The sequence below is a fragment of the Asaia sp. BMEF1 genome (assembly GCF_051628905.1).
Taxonomy (GTDB): Bacteria; Pseudomonadota; Alphaproteobacteria; order Acetobacterales; family Acetobacteraceae; genus Asaia.
In genome coordinates this window covers 2,530,190-2,546,111 of sequence record NZ_CP157575.1, presented here as the reverse complement: position 1 = coordinate 2,546,111, position 15,922 = coordinate 2,530,190, and the positions used below count along the sequence as shown (strand labels likewise).

Below are 15,922 nucleotides of genomic sequence, written 5' to 3'. Positions count from 1 at the left end.
CCCTCTCCACACTATCGGGAGAGGGGTTTTTCTTGCCCGTTCCACCAGAAGCTTCAGAGTCTTCGCCAAAAACAGGCTCACTGCCGAAGACTCAGCCATAGATGGTGTGCAGGAGCTTTCCCTGTCACACGCGATCAACGCGTATGACAGGGGAGCCCAAGGTCAGTTGGCCGAAGGCAAGGCGTAAGCCAGAACGTAATCGCCCTTATTGGCATTGGTGCCCGTGCGGGTCGCGCCACCGGCGACAACGAGCACATATTGCTTGCCGTTTTCGACATAGCTCATGGGCGTTCCCTGGCCGCCCACAGGCAGACGCTCACGCCAGACTTCCTTGCCGGTCCTGAGATCGAAGGCACGCAGATAATTGTCGAGCGAGCCATGGAAGAAAGCGAGATTACCGCCCGTCAGGAGAGGTCCACCCATCGTCGGCATCCCTACCGGTATATAGAGATGCGGGATGATCCCCTTATCGCCGAAAATGCCATGAATGCGGGCATCCTGTATGCTGCCGACCGGCACCTGCCACAAGGTCTTCTGCGTTTTCAGGTCGATTGCTGTCAGCGAGCCAAAAGGCGGCTTGAAACAGGGGGCTCCCATGGGCGAGACGAACATCGAGCGTTCGACGCCCCAGGGGGTGCCGAGCTGCTCTGAATATTCGCCTTCTGTCGACGGCACGAGACCGGCCTTGGCCGCCTCTTCGCGCTTGATGAACTGCCCCCACATGGCCATGCGGATATCGTTCACCACGAGCACGCCGGTCTGCGGATCGATCGCCCCACCACCCCAGTTTGAACCGCCATAATAGCCGGGCCAGATCAGGGTTTTCTGCTTGTCGGTCAAAGGCGTCCATTCGCCTTCCCAGCGCATTTTCTTGAAAGCGATGCGGCAATAGAGCTGGTCGAAAATCGTTGCCCCCCACATATCGCTTTCCCTGAGCGGCGCGACACCGATCGACAGGTCGGAATAGGGCTGAACCGGGCTGATACGCTGGCCGGGCATACCATCGGTCGCGACCGGGCGATCCGTCACCTTAACAACCGGCCTGCCGGTACGGCGGTCGAGCACGAAAATCTGACTCCGCTTGGTCAGCGCCACGACAACCGGCGTGGTCTCTCCACCTGCACCCGGCAGATCATAGAGGATCGGCTGCGAGGTCACGTCATAATCGAACATGTCCTGATTGGCCGTGCGGAAATGCCAGCGCTCCTGACCCGTGCGCAGATCGAGTGCGAGAATGGCATCGGTATATTCATCCGAATAAGGATGGCGATTGCCGCTCCAGAAATCCGGCGTCTGATTACCCATGGGAATGAAGGCAAGGCCGAGCTTCGGATCATAAGACGCCGTGCCCCAGAAATTAGGCGTTTCGGGCGCATAGATCTGTCCGGCTGGAAGGGGACGGCTATCCTTGTTGCCGCGTGAGGCATCCCAGGCCCAGACGAGGCGGCCGGTACGCACGTCATAACCGCGAATGACGCCCGACGGCTCGCCCACCGTCATGTTGTCATTGATCTTGCCGCCCACCATGATCACGCCATCAGCCACCAGCGGAGCAGAGGTGAGATAATAGGAACCGGGCGCCGTCGGACCGAGGCCTTCAAGCAGATTGACCATGCCGTGGTCGCCGAAATCCTCGCAAAGCGCGCCTGTCGCGGCATCGAGCTCGAAAAGCCTGGCATCGTTGGTGGTGCTCACGATGCGGCGGGCGCAAGGCGTCTCCGCCGTGATCGCCGCAGGGGCAACCGGGCTTTCGTCAGACGGTGCCTGAGCCGGGACCGCTGGCTCAGCCGTCGGCTCCGCAGGCGGTGCAGCAACCTCCTCCGGACCGAAAGCCTTGGCATCGGATGCCAGAAGCGACATCGTGGTGAGATCGGCATAACTGACGCCACGGCAGCGCTTCCACCCCTTATTGCCGCGCGTCACCTGCATATGCGGGTCGAAGCGCCAGCGCTCATGCCCTGTCACCGGGTCGAGGGCAATCACCTTGTTGAGCGGGGTGCAGAGATAAAGGGAGCCAGCCACCTTGAGCGGCGTCACCTGATATTCCAAGCCATCAATGGCCAGATCGCCGGTATGGAAAGTCCAGGCCAGCTTAAGCCCCGACACATTGTTCGCATTGATCTGCACAGCGGGGGCAAAACGGTCACCCGTCAGATTGCGTCCCCAGGCTGGCCAGTCATTGCCATTCACCTGCCCCAATGCCGTATCGGCTTTAGGGGTCTGTGCAGGATCAGCCGTGACCTCGGCATGAGGCCGGAACATATTGAGCGACACCCCGGCAAGGACGATCGCATAGAGCGCGGCAATACCCAGCCCCCAGTTGCGGGACACCCCGGAGCGTCCGGCTGGGCCGAACCAGGGGGCCAACGCGCCCACGACGATCGGCAGCACGAGGAAAACGACCACGCGCGGCACGACGAGCCAGAACACGTCGCCCACCTCTCCGAAGGCCCAGCCAGCGGCAATCAGGCTGAGTACGATGGCGAGCGGCAGGGCCATGGTCTTGCGCGCCATCAGCGTCGCACCAACCGCTGCCATCAGCAGGCCGAGCGGGATATAGGCCCAACTCCCCCCAAGCCAGGCGAGATAGACGCCGCCAAATGTCAGGGCGACACCGAGCAGCGCGATCACCAGACCGATCACGGTACATAAAAGATGGACAAGGCTTCTCACGAGCAATCCTCACACTACGCTCTCGACGGCGCTATGCTCCGGTGGAGCAACAGGCCATCGAAAGCCATTTGAGCATTGAGCGTTTTCAAGCCAGCGGAACCCGAGGACGTCACCGCTTGGGGCGTCCGGGAACGGGAAATATTCAAATCAAAAACCAGCCTGAAAGCTCAAAGGTTGGGTAATGTGCCGCGCAAAAATTTCTTTGGCGTCATCACATCTCCATTATTTGGCAATATTCACAAACTTTTGTTCTTTTAGCCGCAATCATGTCAAAATATAGACGCGCAGCGACCTGAAGACAGCGCTGCTATGGCAAACTGGACATGATCGACAACGCATATTGTGCAGCGGGACTCAGACGACCGCCCCGGGCCCAGGCAATACCGTGCTCCATATAGAAATCGTCCCCCGCCGTTCCGCCCTCCAACACCGGCAGCCGGGAAAGCTGGGCATCCGACAACAGGGAGACAGGAATGAGTGCCGCCGCATCGCAGGACTGGACAAGATGTTCGATCAGGGTCGGCAAACTGATTTCGATCAGCCTCGGCGGAAAAGCAAGGCCACGCGCCATAAGGATCTGCTCAAACCGGTCGCGCATCGCCATCCCCCTGAGCGGAAGCAGCCAGACGCGGTCGACAAAATGCGCCCATCGATCGAAAACCTCGGTGCTGGTCATCAGCACATCGTCAATAACGATCACGCAATGCTCGAGGCAAAGCGTGCGTGTCTCGAACCGGCCTGACGACCCCACATCGAGCAGATTGACCGCGACGACGTCATTGCGGCCAGCATGCAGATCATCGAGCAGACGTTTGCGCATGCCATATTCGATGCTGATGGTCAGAAAAGGCTGCTCATGTTTCATGCGGGCGACCCAGCTCACAAGAGGGCGCTCGAGCATCGGCGCCTGAAACCCGATGCGCAACGTGCCATGCAGTAGCGCTGACTCTCGCGTAAAATCCTCACTCAGCGCCTGTAATTCGTGGTCGATACGCCGTGCGGCCAAGAGAACACGCTCAAGCCCCGGCAACGGCACGAGATGACCCTGCACGCGCTCGAACAGACGCTTGCCCAGAATTTGCTCGATTTCGATGCAGGATTTCGAAACCGCCGCAGGCGAAATACCCAGGCGCGATGCTGTCTGCCTCATGCTGCGTGTCGCGTTGAGCATTTCGAGCAGGTGCAGATGACGCAGCTTGAGCTGACGATGCAGCGTAATGCCTGCTCTGACCATGCCATCCTCCCGAGCGCGTCAACCAAATGGTTGATATGATATAACTCTATTTTGCTTCAATAACGAAACGTTTTAATTCCATAATCTTTCAACGACGATTTACCGACACAGGCGGTTACCGCGCTTTGCTCCAATAATAATCGGCAGGAAGCATGATGACAGATTCATCGACACAAAAACGCTCTGCAGAAAAATATGTGAAAGCATCGATGTTTTTGTTGCTGGCCACTGTGTCAGGCTCTGCCTTTTCAGGTTTCGCCGATGCGGCATCCCGTGATGCCCCGACGCAGGCACACGCCGCCACCGGCGCGAAAAAAAAACCTCAGGCACAAGCTGCAAAAAACGTGATCCATCACAGAGCTGTTGCAGGGGGCGCCGAAACACTTACCGTCATGACGGCCCGTCGCCGCCTGCATTTCAACGCTGCCCAGCATGATGCGGACGCCACGACCCATATCACGGCAGAGACCCTCACCCGTCAGGGCGTCGTTTCCCTGCTTGATCTGCCACGTGTAGCGCCCAATCTGACCGTGCAGAGCGTGAACGGCACTGGCACAACGAATTTCTTTCTGCGCGGGATCGGTCTGAACGACTACACACAGAACAACATGTCGTCAGTGCTCGTCTATTACGACGATGTCGCCTACCCCTTGGCACGTATGGCCTCGGGCCTGATGTTCGACATCGCGGGTGCAGCCGTCGAACCCGGCCCGGTTGGTTTCAGCCATGGCCAGACCGATACGGGCGGCGAAATCGCCTTTCGCACCGCAGATCCGACCGATGAATGGCATGGCGGTGTGTCGCAGGATATTGCGAGTTATGCCCGCAGCCGCACCAATCTTTTCGTTTCCGGCCCCATCCTCAAAGACAAGCTGAGTTTCCGTATTGCCGGTCAGACCATGCAGGGCGGCGGCTGGCAGACAAACCCGACCAATGGCGCCCATCTGGGCAATGCCAATCTCGGTGCGCTGCGCGCCAAGATCCGCTGGCGCCCCGAAGAGCATACCGAAATCATGCTGAGCGGACATTGGGTGCAGGATAATTCCGAGGTCGTGGCCGCCAAGCCGGTGATCAATTTCCTGCCGAGCCGTCCCTATCCGACGCTTTCCTATCAGCAGGCACAATGGGATTATAACGCCCGTCTGGCCAAGCTGATCGGCCGCTCGGCGTCACTATCGCCCAGCGAGCACAACACCATGTGGGGTGCCGATCTGAAAATGTCTCACGATTTCGGATTCGTAACAATCAAGAGCATCAGCGCTTTCGAGACCGAACGCGTAGGCGAATATACCGATCAGGACGGAACGCTCTGGGCCACCGGCGATAATTATCGCAATATCGTTGCCAACAGCTTTTCGCAGGAAGTGCGTCTGGAATCGCGCGAGAAAAAACCCCTCGAATGGGTAATTGGTGCCTATTACAACCGTGTGCGCATGACGCAGCAATCATTTTTCGATTTTACCGATTACGTGCCGACACGCGGCTATTTGCAGGAAACGTCTTTCGGCCAGAATGAGCAGACTTTCTCACAATTCGTGCATCTTTCCTACAAACTGCCTTATCGTGTGACTCTGATCGGCGGGCTGACGCATGAAGCGGATGACCGCCAGTTGCTCAATCTGCGCACGGTGCAGTTCGGTCGCCGTACTCTGCAATTTCAGTCTACCGGCTCGAACATGAACCAGTTTGCCGGAACTCTCGGCGTGCAGTTCCAGGCGACCAAAGATCTGATGACCTATTTCAAGATCAGCCGCAGCATGAAGCCCGGCGGCATGACCGCCAATAATACGGTGGTGCAGGGCCAGCTCGACCCGTTCAAGCCTGAGACAGTTCTGGCCTATGAGCTGGGATTCAAGGCCGATATCGTTCCCAATCGCTTTCGGCTCAATGCAGCGGCGTTCTATTACGATTATCACGACCAGCAATATCTCGGCAGCTATGTCGTGCCGAGTTACGGCCCGCTGGGGCGTTTCGACAATATTCCGAAATCTGAAATCTGGGGTGTCGAATTCAATACCGAGATCAACCCGATCCGCCATATCTATCTCACACAGAATTTCGGCTTCCTGCGAAGCAAATACCAGAAATTCCAGGCCATCAACGCCGCCGCCGTCAACACGCAATATCAGCAGACCGGCATCTGGGCGCCCATCTATACAGATTATGCTGGAACCGAGGGCATGAATCCCAAGCTCACGCTGAACGGCTCAGGCGATTACCGCGTCACATTTTTGCAGCGCTTCGAAGGCGAAGCCGGTATCGACTGGAATTTCCGCACCGCACAATCAATGGTTCCCGGCGGGACGGGCAATTACCAGCTGCCCGCCTATTTCCTGCTCGGTGCACATCTCACCGTGCATCCGGTGAAAGGACCATGGACAGCGACCATTTATGCGTCGAATATTCTCAACAGAGAGTATTTCACCACGAGTTCGCAATCGACGACGACCTATTTCCGCATACCCGGCCCGCCCCGTTTCATCGGCGGGCGCATCGGCCTCACCTACTGACGGCTCACCCGGCAAGGAGACATGTCGCATGACAGGATCGGATCAGGACAGGAAGCGGGTCATTATGGCCGCCTGTGTGGGCAATTTCCTCGAATTCTACAATTTCATGGCCTACGCATTTTTCGCGCCTATGATCGCCAAGGCGTTTTTTCCTGACTCTTCCGGCCTCACGGGGCTTTTCGAGGCGCTCATCACGTTCGGCGCAGGGTTCTTTCTGCGCCCTCTCGGTGCTTTTCTCGTCGGGCTCTATGCACGTCGCCATGGTCATCAGGCGGCACTCATGCTTACTTTTGCCATCATGGCGGCTGGTTCTCTCCTGATGGCGGCGACCCCCTCGACGCGTTCGATAGGCCTTGTCGCCGCCTTCATGATCGTGCTGGCGCGCATGTTGCAGGGCTTTTCGGATGGGGGCGAAGTCGGTCCTGCTACGGCGATGCTTTATGATGCGGCGCCGGCTGGCATGGGGGGCATCATCAGCATCATGCAATATGTCACGCAGCTTCTCGGCATGGTCGTGGCCGTGATTTTCGGTCTGGTTCTTTCCTTCACCCTTTCTCATGAAGCGCTGTATGACTGGGGTTGGCGCATACCATTCTTCATTGGCGTCGCCATTCTGCCTTTCGGTTTCTGGCTACGCCGTCAGATTCCGGCGCATCATGCGCATCGCGAAGAGCCACATCCTTTCGGTGCCACGTTGCGTCTTCTGATCACGCCGAAAATCCTTCTGGTCTTTGCGCTCATCATCTGCGGCACCGTTACCAATTATCTGCGCACTTTCGGCGTCAGCTACGCCATTGCCGTTCTTCATCTGCCGCCCGGCACCGCCATGCTCGCCATGGCGCTGGGGCTGATCTGCGGTGTAATCGCCGTCATTGCCGGCATGCGCATTGCCCATCGCAGCCCCGACCCGAAGCTCTTCGTCATTGTGGTGTCGGTCATCGGCACGCCGCTTTGCATGCTCTATTACGCGCTCTCCATAACCTATCCGGGTCTGGGCACGCAGATCGGACTGAATCTAACAGTTTTTCTCTCTTCCGGCCTGCTCATCGCACCGGTCTGGCGCCTGCTTTTTGACGCCATTCCCAACCACAGCCGGGCCTTTATTTTCGGCCTTGTCTATGCGGTTGCCGTCTCCATTTTCGGTGGCCTGACCCAACCGCTCACGGTTCTGTTGATCGCGCATTTCCATGATCCCATGGTACCCGCCTGGATGCTGGGCATTTTGATGCCGCTCACCCTTCTGGCCTATCTTGCCCTGCGTCGTCGCATGATACCCCCCTCCTCCGGGGCGCGGATCGTCGCCTCTCAACCCGACCAGGCCTATTGACTCCGTTATCCCGACAAGGATCTTCACGATGAAAAATACCGACGCCATTCTCTCCTTTGTCGATGACCGCGCCCAGAGCCTGATCGCGCTCAGCGATGCCGTCTGGGAAGTGCCGGAAACAAATTTCGAGGAAGTCCGTTCCTGCGCGCTCCATACCGAAAAACTGGGCGAGGAAGGCTTTCGCATCACACGCGATGTCGCTGGCATTCCAACCGCCGTCATGGGTGAAGCTGGAGAAGGCGGCCCTGTTATCGCCTTTCTTGGCGAGTATGACGCTCTGCCCGATCTGACCAATGCGGCAGGAGTGATGGAGCATACGCCGCTACCGGGCGATGGCAACGGCCATGCCTGCGGCCATAATCTTCTGGGCTCTGCGGCGCTTCTGGCCGCTACCGCGCTCAAGAACTTCCTTGCCGCACACGATCTGCCCGGACGCGTGCGCTATTATGGCTGCCCCGCCGAAGAAGGCGGCGCAGGCAAGGCCTTCATGGTGCGCGACGGCGTGTTCGACGATGTCGACGCCGCCATTTCCTGGCATCCTCTGTTTTTCACCGGTGTGTTTCCCCCATCGTCGCTTGCCAATATCCGGCTTGATTTTACTTTCACGGGCAAGGCAGCCCATGCGGCAGCCGCACCTTTCCTCGGACGATCGGCGCTCGATGCCGCAGAGCTGATGAATGTAGGGGTGAATTACCTGCGCGAGCATATGCTGCCCAGTTCGCGCATCCACTACGCCTATCTCGATGCCGGTGGCACTGCCCCCAATGTCGTGCAGGCCAAGACGACCATACGCTATGTCGTGCGAACACTCGATCTGGCAGATCTGGTGCCGTTGACCGAGCGCGTGCGCAAAATTGCTCAGGGTGCTGCCCTGATGACAGAAACGCAGGTGCAGGAGCGCGTGATCAGCGCCATGGCCAATATCCTGCCTTGCCCGCCGCTCGAAGCTGCCATGCAGGGCCATATCGAACGTCTGGGGCCACCGCCTTTCGATGAGGACGACCGCGATTTTGCCCGCAAGATGCAGGCGACTTTCCCGAAAAGCGACATCGTCGCCGCCTTCCGCCACGCTGGGGCCAAGCCGGATCTCGATCAGCCTTTGGCCAATTTCGTACTGCCGGCGGGCGGAAACCGCTCCTCGCTAGGCTCGACCGATGTGGGCGATGTGAGCTGGACCGTTCCCACCGTACAGGCGCTGGGCGCAACCTGTGCCATCGGCACGCAGCTTCATTCCTGGCAGATGACGGCGCAAGGCCAGTCTTCGGTCGCCCATAAAGGTATGGTGCATGTGGCCAAGATCATGGCCATGACCGGGCTCGATCTTTTTACGAACTCCGATCTGCTCGAGGCAGCGAAAAAGGACCATGCAGAGCGTCTGGCCGTTCAGCCTTATGTGACGCTCATCCCGGCGGATGTGGTGCCCTCTGCGGATAGTGAGTGAGATCTGAAGGGAGGTGGGGCTCTGCCCCACACCCCGCCAAAGGCCTTGTCCTTTGGAAGCCTGTTTCTAGCGCCTTTTTTTCATCAGGGACTGGGCGCAGGCTACACCGATTAGGACGAGCCCCCAGATGGCAAGCGTCAGGTAATCGCTGAAACCCAGCAGATTAAAGCCTGTCGCGATGAGTTGCAGCATGATCATGGCCAGAACCAGCCCGGTCACGCGCCCAAACCCGCCATTCGGGTCCACTCCCCCCAGAACCGCCGCCAGAACCGTCACCAACAGATAGGATTTGGCATAGGCCGCACTGGCTGAATTATACCGTGCCAGCATCAGACAGGCAGCACAGAAGCAGAGAAAGCCAGAAAGCGCATAAATCCTGATCGTTACCCGATCGACATTGACCGCCGAGTAGCGGGTGGCGAGCGCGTTAGAACCGATCATGCAGATCGAAATACCAAAAGCCGTATGCTGCAACACGACATGCACAATGGCCGCTATGGCGAGAAAAGCCAGAAAGGCCAGCGGTATCTGTAGCAGCGATGCGTTGCCGATCTGGCCATAGAGCGCGGGCAGACCAGAGACCACCTCACCACGCGTCAGCCAGACGCTCGTGCCCTCGACAATCGACATGACGCCCAGCGTGACCAGGATAGGATGTACTTTCGTACGTACGATCAACCAGCCTGTCAGCCCACCGAGCGCCGTACCGACCACCATACCGGCCATCAGCGCCAGGATGATGCACAAGGCGACATATCCCGTGCCATGTCCTGCCAGAGGCAGATGCGCCAGCACCGTCACCATGGCGAGGCCACAGGCATTGGCTATGGCAATAATGGCAAGGTTCAGCCCTCCCGACATCATCGGAATAGCCATGGCCAGCGCCAGCAGACCGAGCTGCGGCAACTGGAACATCATCGAGCGCATCGAGCCGAGGCTGAAGAACCCTGGCACGACAAGGCTGAAACCAACGGCCAATGCGAGAGCCGCCAGAGCCTGACCCGAAACACGCGCAGGAAACACCCGTCGCAATGGCCCAGTCAGCTCGGTCATGGAAAAATTCTGTCCCGTCAGATTTTCAAACATTGGGGGCCTCCTCCACAAGACGCGAGCGCGTGCGGCTGCGCACTGAAAGTGCCGTGAGGGTGGTCGAGGCGAGGATGATCGCGCCGGTGATGATCTCGAAACAATAGGGCGAGATATCGAGCAGATTGAGCCCGTTCTGGATAATCGCCAGCATGAGAATGCCCAGCGTGATGCCGCCAATCGTACCGACGCCGCCCAGAAGCGAGGCGCCACCGAGCACAGCCGCCGAGAGTACGGAAAGCTCGGTGCCATAAAGCGCGTTAGGCACAGCCTCACCCACGCGATTGGCCTGAACGAGTCCCGCCAGCGCCGCCATGAAACCGGCAAAACCATACGCGAAAAACTGTAGCCGCGAGATATTCAGCCCGATGCGGCGCGCGGCTTCGGCATTGCCGCCCATGGCGTAGAGCTGTCTTCCTGTTTTCGAACGATTGAGGAGCACCCAGCACAGACCGAGCGAGGCAACCATGACCACAATAGGCAGGGTAATGCGCACCAGATCGCCGCCCGCTGTCTCGAATTGCAGAAAGGTGATCCGCTCGCTCCACCATTCGGGCAGATTATAAATCGAGTGTCCGCCCGTCGCGTACATCAGCAGAGCGAAATACACGTTCATGGTGGCGATGGTGATGATGATTGAATTCACCCGCGCATAATGAATCAGCGTCGCATTGATAAAACCGAGCAGCGTGCCGACAACAAGCCCCGCCGGAATGACGAGTACTGGCGACAAACCGAAACGTGTGGCCAGTAATGCTGCCACATATTGCGCCACCGATGCTGTGGCTGCGAAGGAGATATCGATCCCGCCTGCGATCAGCACGACGAAAAGCCCGGTCGCCATGATCGCCTGGACCGCATAGCTTTCGGTGAGATCGACGAAATTGGAGACACTGAGAAAATTAGGAGTTGCGAGAGAAAGTGCGAGGACGAAAACCGCGATGACAGCGGCCAGCCAGAATTCCGGCCGATTTCGCAGGGATGAGAGATCAGGCATAGATCCGCTCCTCCAGAGCCTGTTCGGTCATGATAGCCGGGTTGTATTCGCCAGCAATGCGCCCGTTGCGCATATGCAGGATGCGATCGCAGGTTGCGAAAAGCTCGATCATCTCATCGGAGATGACAAGAATGCCCACGCCCTGATCGCTCAGTTCGCGTATCAGAGCGTAAATCCCCTCTTTATTCTTGATATCGACGCCCACGGTCGGGCTGTCGAGAATCAGGATTTTCGGGTGAGACGCAAGCCAGCGCGCCAGAATGACACGCTGCTGATTGCCTCCCGATAGCGTATTGATGGCGTCTTCCACCGAGCTGAGCTTGATGTTCAGACGTGCTACCCAGTTTTTAGCGAGTTGCGTGCGTGATTCATCCGAAATCAGCCCGAAGCGGTTCGCAAGGCCGGGCAGCACCGCAATATCCAGATTATCGACGATGGATTGCTCGGCATTAATCCCGAGATTCAGTCGATCTTCCGAGACATAGGCTATGCCCGCCGCCAGAGCGTCCTGATTGGTGCGAAAGCGCCGCTCCTGCCCATGGACGATCAGCGCGCCGGAATCAGGCTTCGTCATGCCGAAAAGCGAAAGGGCGAGTTCGGTGCGGCCTGCGCCGAGCAGGCCTGTCAGGCCGAGCACCTCGCCTTCATGCAGGGCAAGCGACACGTCATCATACTCGCCACGACGGCTCAGATAACGCGCCTCAAGCACGACATCACGCGACGCGCAGTCACGCGCGACATGATGCGAGGCGATTTCGATACCGGTCATAAGGTGGATTAGTGTCCGCTGATCGAGCGCAGCAGCCGGATAGGTGCCGACCATGCGGCCATCGCGCATCACCGTGATACGCTCGGCGATGGCCGAAACCTCATCGAGGCGATGCGAGACGAAAACCACGGCGATGCCCTCTGCCGAGAGCTTGCGCACCAGTTCGAGCAGACGACGCACTTCGGCACGTGTCAGTGAGGCTGTGGGCTCATCCATGAAAATAAGTCGGGCCGCCCCGGCGAGACCGCGGGCGATGGCCACGATCTGACGTTCGGCGATCGAAAGCGCATCGACCGGCAGATCGAGCGGCAGATCATGGCCGAGCCGGTCGAGGGTCTCGCGCGCCTTGCGCCTTATCGCGGCTTTCGGGCTGAACCCGCGTCCGAAATTGGCATCGAAGGCGATATTCTCGGCAACGCTCAGATTGGGAAAAAGCGCCAGATCCTGAAACACGACCTGGATGCCTAAGCCCCGCGCCTGCATCGGGTCGAAAGACAGCATTTCCTGACCGTCTATGCGTATCTCACCGCCCGCATCTGGCGCATGAACACCGGAAACAGCCTTGATGAGCGTCGATTTGCCGCATCCGTTCTCGCCCACGAGACAATGGATCTCGCCCCGACGCACATCCCAGTCGATGCCACGCAGAGCCTGGAACTCGCCAAATGTCTTGAAGACATTCCGTAATTCCAGAAAGACGGGCGCTGTCACAGCCCGAGCGCCACCAGCTCGGCAATGGTCGTTCGATCGATGATCTGCATTTTCGGCGCCAGAATGCTGCGCTGTGCGGGGTCGACCTGCAATGCGCCGATATCTTCCATGTCCATGCCATTGGTAATCGGCTTGTCGTTGGCCAGCATGACGCCCAGGCGCACGAGGGTCTGCCCTGCCAGCATCGGGTTCCAGATATAGCCGCAACGAATGGCCCCGGAGCGCACATATTTCGCCCCCTGCCCCGGTGAAAAGGGTCCAACCACCGAAACGGTCTTTATCTTGCCGCGCGCATCGACAGCACGCGCCGCGCCGATCGGCCCCTGCGACCCGAAGGCGAGCACCCCGGTGAGGTCGGGATGAGCGCGCAGCTGGTCCATCACGGTGCGATAGCTGTCATCCACGCTCTCGCCACAGCCGAAGCGATCGCCGATGAGGTGCATCTCGGGATATTTCGCTTTTTGCAGCGCAATCGCCGCATCGGCGCGCATTTTATGCTGCGGCACAGTCAACGAGCCGACGATGATGATGTAACCGCCCTTGCCACCCGTGGCCTTCGCCAGCGCCTCCATATGGCGTTCGCCATCAGCGGCGGGGGTAGTAAATTCGAGATCCCATTCCGCGCCCTGCTGGCCGGGGCTTTCATGACTGATCACATGTATACCGGCGGCACGGGCACGTTGAAGCACCGGCACCAGCGAACTTGCGTCATTGGGCACCACGCCGATGACATCGACTTTTCGAGCGATCAGATCCTCGATCGCACTGACCTGCTGGGCCGCATCGGCCTGTGTCGGGCCGATCATCCAGGCGGTGCATCCCGCCTCTTTGCCCGCGCTCTGTATCCCGCGCTCCATGGCGTTGAACCAGGGTATGCCGCCAATCTTGGCGACGATGGCGATTTTCTTCGGCGCGCCATCGGCGAGAGCCGATGAGAGACGGGCCGAAACGAAGGGGGAAAGGGCTGTAAGGCTTGCGGCGGCGCCCATGAAGCCGCGACGGGATAGGATCATGGTCTCAACCTTTTCGGGTCGCCACGAGGCGCCGCGCGGACGCGCTCGTGACCTTGGGTGAGGCAAGAGAAAAAAGGAGGACGATCAGCGACGCTGGCGGCCAAGCGCCTCGCGTGCGGATTTCATCTGCACATCGGTGAAGGCCTTGGCATGGGCGGCCAGATCGCGGCTGTCTTCCCAGAGATTACGCCAGATACCCAAAATGCCCTCGAGCGGCTGACCGACCACGGCGGAAGAGAAGGACTCGAACGTGATCGGCCCCTGATAATTGATGTTTTCCAGCGCGCGGAAAATACTCGGAAAATCGACTGAGCCAGAGCCCAGATAGCCACGGTGGGAATCGCCTGTGTGAAAATATCCCAGCAGATCGCCCGCCTCGCGAATGGCCTCGGCTGAATCGGCTTCCTCAATATTCATGTGATAGCAATCGAGATGCAGCTTCACATTGGGCATCTCGACTTTTTTCACATAGGCAATCGCCTGACGCGCCGTGTTGAGCACGTTGGACTCATAACGATTGACCACTTCCATACCCAGCGTAATGCCACTCGCCTGCGCCTTCTCGGCGACACGACGCACCACCTCGATGGAGCCGCGGATACCGTCTGCCGTCACCGGCGTCGCGTATTTCTGAAACGCCGAATAAAGAATACCGCAGACATGGGTAGCGCCTACATCGCGTGCGAGGGAAATAGCGTCGAGCAAATGCGCCTCGCCTCGTTTCGTGCGCTCGGCATCGCCCGATGAAATATCCATATCCGAGGTCAGACCGAAAGACATGGTAATGCCGAGCTTGTTGCGCTCGAGTTCGCGCAGCGTGGCGGGCACATCGAAAGCCTTGAGGTCCATGGTCGAGGCTTCAATCAGGTCGTAGCCAAGTTCGGCGGTCGAGCGTATGGCCATGGCGGCGTCTTCAGGCGTCCAGCCAGCGGTCCAGACAAAAGCATGCAATCCAAGCTTGTTCATGACATTTTTCCTGTTTGGGGAGGGGCGGTCGAACCGCGCACCGCGAGCGTGCAGGGCAATCTGACCTGCATGGGGGCGGTGCTTTCGCCCGCTATGCGATGCATGAGGCGCGACCAGGCCTGTGCCCCCATCTCTTCCACCGGCTGGCGAATGGCCGTGATGGGGGGCAGCGTGGCGCGCATCCACGCATAATCGTCGTATCCGACAAGCGACACATCGCCGGGTACGGCACATCCGCTCTGGTGCAGGCAACGCAGTGCGCCCAGAGTGATGGAATTGGTAAGAGCGATCACGGCAGTCGGGGCCTGACTGCCCTTGAGCATGGCCGTCAGCGCTTCTGGCCCTTCTTCCGCATGGTGGCCGACTTCCAGAACCGTAGGAGCGGGCAGACCGGCCTTTGCGCAGAACGCGATGATACCGGCGCAGCGTTCGCGGATATTGGCGAGTGACAGCGTGGTGGCGACAATCAGAATACGCCTGTGACCCAGCCCTGCGAGATAGGCCGCTGCTTCCGTTGCCGCCTGTTCGTTTTCTACCGCGACCGTATCGGCAGTGCTGGAATGCGGCAGCCGGTCGAGCACGACATAGGGAACACCGCTGGCGTCGATAATAGGCGCGTCAGCAAAGAGATCGTCATTGGGTAAAATGATCATTCCCGCGGGGCGCCACGACAAAAGCGCTTTGAGCCGTGACGAAGCAAGCCCGGATTCCTCTCCTGCACTGGCCACGATAATATCGTAACCCTCCTTGCGGGCGCATTCTTCGAGACAGGCGATAATGGCCGTAAAAAACGGATTATCGAGACTTGGCACCAGCACGCCGATAATACGATTGCGCCCCTCGCGCAGCTGCATGGCGGCCCTGTCCGGCAGGTAATTCAACCTGCTGATGGCCTCTTCGACACGCGCACGTACGGCATCCGACACGTTTTTGCGGTTGCGTACGACGTTGGAAACGGTCGCCACAGAAACCAGCGCTTCCTCTGCGACATCGCGGATCGATACCTTGGCAGCCTTGCGTGACATGAGACGCCCTTCAAACGGTTAAACGTTTAACCGTGTCGGCAGACGTAAAATGAATCCAACATTTCATGGAAATGACGTTTTCGTCATTTTATGTCACCTCCCCCGCTAGAGGAGCGTGAAGCACGGGCACAACGACCTTCTTAAGACCGCCCTCGCCGCTCTTTAGCTGG

At 58.8% G+C, this 15,922-nt stretch carries 11 protein-coding genes; 3 read left to right on the top strand and 8 right to left on the bottom strand.

What is annotated here, in order from left to right; all coding sequences use genetic code 11:
• Positions 1–162: 162 nt before the first annotated feature.
• Together ABHV46_RS11320 and ABHV46_RS11315 are read right to left on the bottom strand one after the other, a co-directional pair.
• Positions 163–2,673 carry a membrane-bound PQQ-dependent dehydrogenase, glucose/quinate/shikimate family gene (locus ABHV46_RS11320; protein WP_438381554.1) on the bottom strand — a complete coding sequence of 837 codons (2,511 nt, stop codon included), beginning with the start codon at positions 2,671–2,673 and terminating at the stop codon, positions 163–165.
• Positions 2,674–2,980: 307 nt separating this feature from the next.
• A complete protein-coding gene (locus ABHV46_RS11315; protein WP_438381553.1) occupies positions 2,981–3,907 on the bottom strand; it encodes a LysR substrate-binding domain-containing protein in 927 nt (308 codons plus the stop codon).
• A gap of 209 nt (positions 3,908–4,116) precedes the next feature.
• Here ABHV46_RS11315 and ABHV46_RS11310 point away from each other — a divergent pair, with 209 nt between their 5' ends.
• From ABHV46_RS11310 to ABHV46_RS11300, 3 genes are read left to right on the top strand one after another with little or no spacing between them, the layout of a single operon-like run.
• On the top strand, positions 4,117–6,417 hold the full coding sequence (locus ABHV46_RS11310) for a TonB-dependent receptor (RefSeq protein WP_438381552.1): 2,301 nt from the start codon (positions 4,117–4,119) through the stop codon (positions 6,415–6,417).
• 28 nt (positions 6,418–6,445) lie between these two features.
• Positions 6,446–7,744 carry an MFS transporter gene (locus ABHV46_RS11305; protein WP_438381551.1) on the top strand — a complete coding sequence of 433 codons (1,299 nt, stop codon included), beginning with the start codon at positions 6,446–6,448 and terminating at the stop codon, positions 7,742–7,744.
• 28 nt (positions 7,745–7,772) lie between these two features.
• A complete protein-coding gene (locus ABHV46_RS11300; RefSeq protein WP_438381550.1) occupies positions 7,773–9,185 on the top strand; it encodes an amidohydrolase in 1,413 nt (470 codons plus the stop codon).
• A 66-nt stretch (positions 9,186–9,251) separates the two neighbouring features.
• Here the strand turns inward: ABHV46_RS11300 and ABHV46_RS11295 are convergent, their stop codons facing one another.
• The 6 genes from ABHV46_RS11295 to ABHV46_RS11270 all read right to left on the bottom strand — a co-directional run bounded on the left by ABHV46_RS11295 (position 9,252) and on the right by ABHV46_RS11270 (position 15,752).
• On the bottom strand, positions 9,252–10,271 hold the full coding sequence (locus ABHV46_RS11295; RefSeq protein WP_438381549.1) for an ABC transporter permease: 1,020 nt from the start codon (positions 10,269–10,271) through the stop codon (positions 9,252–9,254).
• On the bottom strand, positions 10,264–11,268 hold the full coding sequence (locus ABHV46_RS11290; RefSeq protein ID WP_336946041.1) for an ABC transporter permease: 1,005 nt from the start codon (positions 11,266–11,268) through the stop codon (positions 10,264–10,266). Before ABHV46_RS11290 ends, ABHV46_RS11295 begins: the two co-directional genes overlap by 8 nt.
• Positions 11,261–12,748 carry a sugar ABC transporter ATP-binding protein gene (locus ABHV46_RS11285; RefSeq protein ID WP_438381548.1) on the bottom strand — a complete coding sequence of 496 codons (1,488 nt, stop codon included), beginning with the start codon at positions 12,746–12,748 and terminating at the stop codon, positions 11,261–11,263. Before ABHV46_RS11285 ends, ABHV46_RS11290 begins: the two co-directional genes overlap by 8 nt.
• On the bottom strand, positions 12,745–13,761 hold the full coding sequence (locus tag ABHV46_RS11280) for a substrate-binding domain-containing protein (RefSeq protein WP_438381547.1): 1,017 nt from the start codon (positions 13,759–13,761) through the stop codon (positions 12,745–12,747). The genes ABHV46_RS11285 and ABHV46_RS11280 overlap by 4 nt, the downstream gene beginning before the upstream one ends.
• Positions 13,762–13,845: 84 nt before the next feature.
• A complete protein-coding gene (locus ABHV46_RS11275) occupies positions 13,846–14,727 on the bottom strand; it encodes a sugar phosphate isomerase/epimerase family protein (RefSeq protein ID WP_438381546.1) in 882 nt (293 codons plus the stop codon).
• Positions 14,724–15,752: a LacI family DNA-binding transcriptional regulator gene (locus ABHV46_RS11270; RefSeq protein WP_438381545.1), complete on the bottom strand. Its 1,029-nt coding sequence runs from the start codon at positions 15,750–15,752 to the stop codon at positions 14,724–14,726. Before ABHV46_RS11270 ends, ABHV46_RS11275 begins: the two co-directional genes overlap by 4 nt.
• Between the last annotated feature and the right edge of the window lie 170 nt (positions 15,753–15,922).

Bases quoted from the DNA above. Each gene is read 5' to 3' on its own strand.
- ABHV46_RS11295 (WP_438381549.1), bottom strand. From the start codon at position 10,271: ATGTTTGAAAATCTGACGGGACAGAATTTTTCCATGACCGAGCTGACT.
- ABHV46_RS11270 (WP_438381545.1), bottom strand. From the start codon at position 15,752: ATGTCACGCAAGGCTGCCAAGGTATCGATCCGCGATGTCGCAGAGGAA.
- ABHV46_RS11300 (WP_438381550.1), top strand. From the start codon at position 7,773: ATGAAAAATACCGACGCCATTCTCTCCTTTGTCGATGACCGCGCCCAG.
- ABHV46_RS11290 (WP_336946041.1), bottom strand. From the start codon at position 11,268: ATGCCTGATCTCTCATCCCTGCGAAATCGGCCGGAATTCTGGCTGGCC.
- ABHV46_RS11310 (WP_438381552.1), top strand. From the start codon at position 4,117: ATGTTTTTGTTGCTGGCCACTGTGTCAGGCTCTGCCTTTTCAGGTTTC.
- ABHV46_RS11315 (WP_438381553.1), bottom strand. From the start codon at position 3,907: ATGGTCAGAGCAGGCATTACGCTGCATCGTCAGCTCAAGCTGCGTCAT.
- ABHV46_RS11275 (WP_438381546.1), bottom strand. From the start codon at position 14,727: ATGAACAAGCTTGGATTGCATGCTTTTGTCTGGACCGCTGGCTGGACG.
- ABHV46_RS11305 (WP_438381551.1), top strand. From the start codon at position 6,446: ATGACAGGATCGGATCAGGACAGGAAGCGGGTCATTATGGCCGCCTGT.
- ABHV46_RS11280 (WP_438381547.1), bottom strand. From the start codon at position 13,761: ATGATCCTATCCCGTCGCGGCTTCATGGGCGCCGCCGCAAGCCTTACA.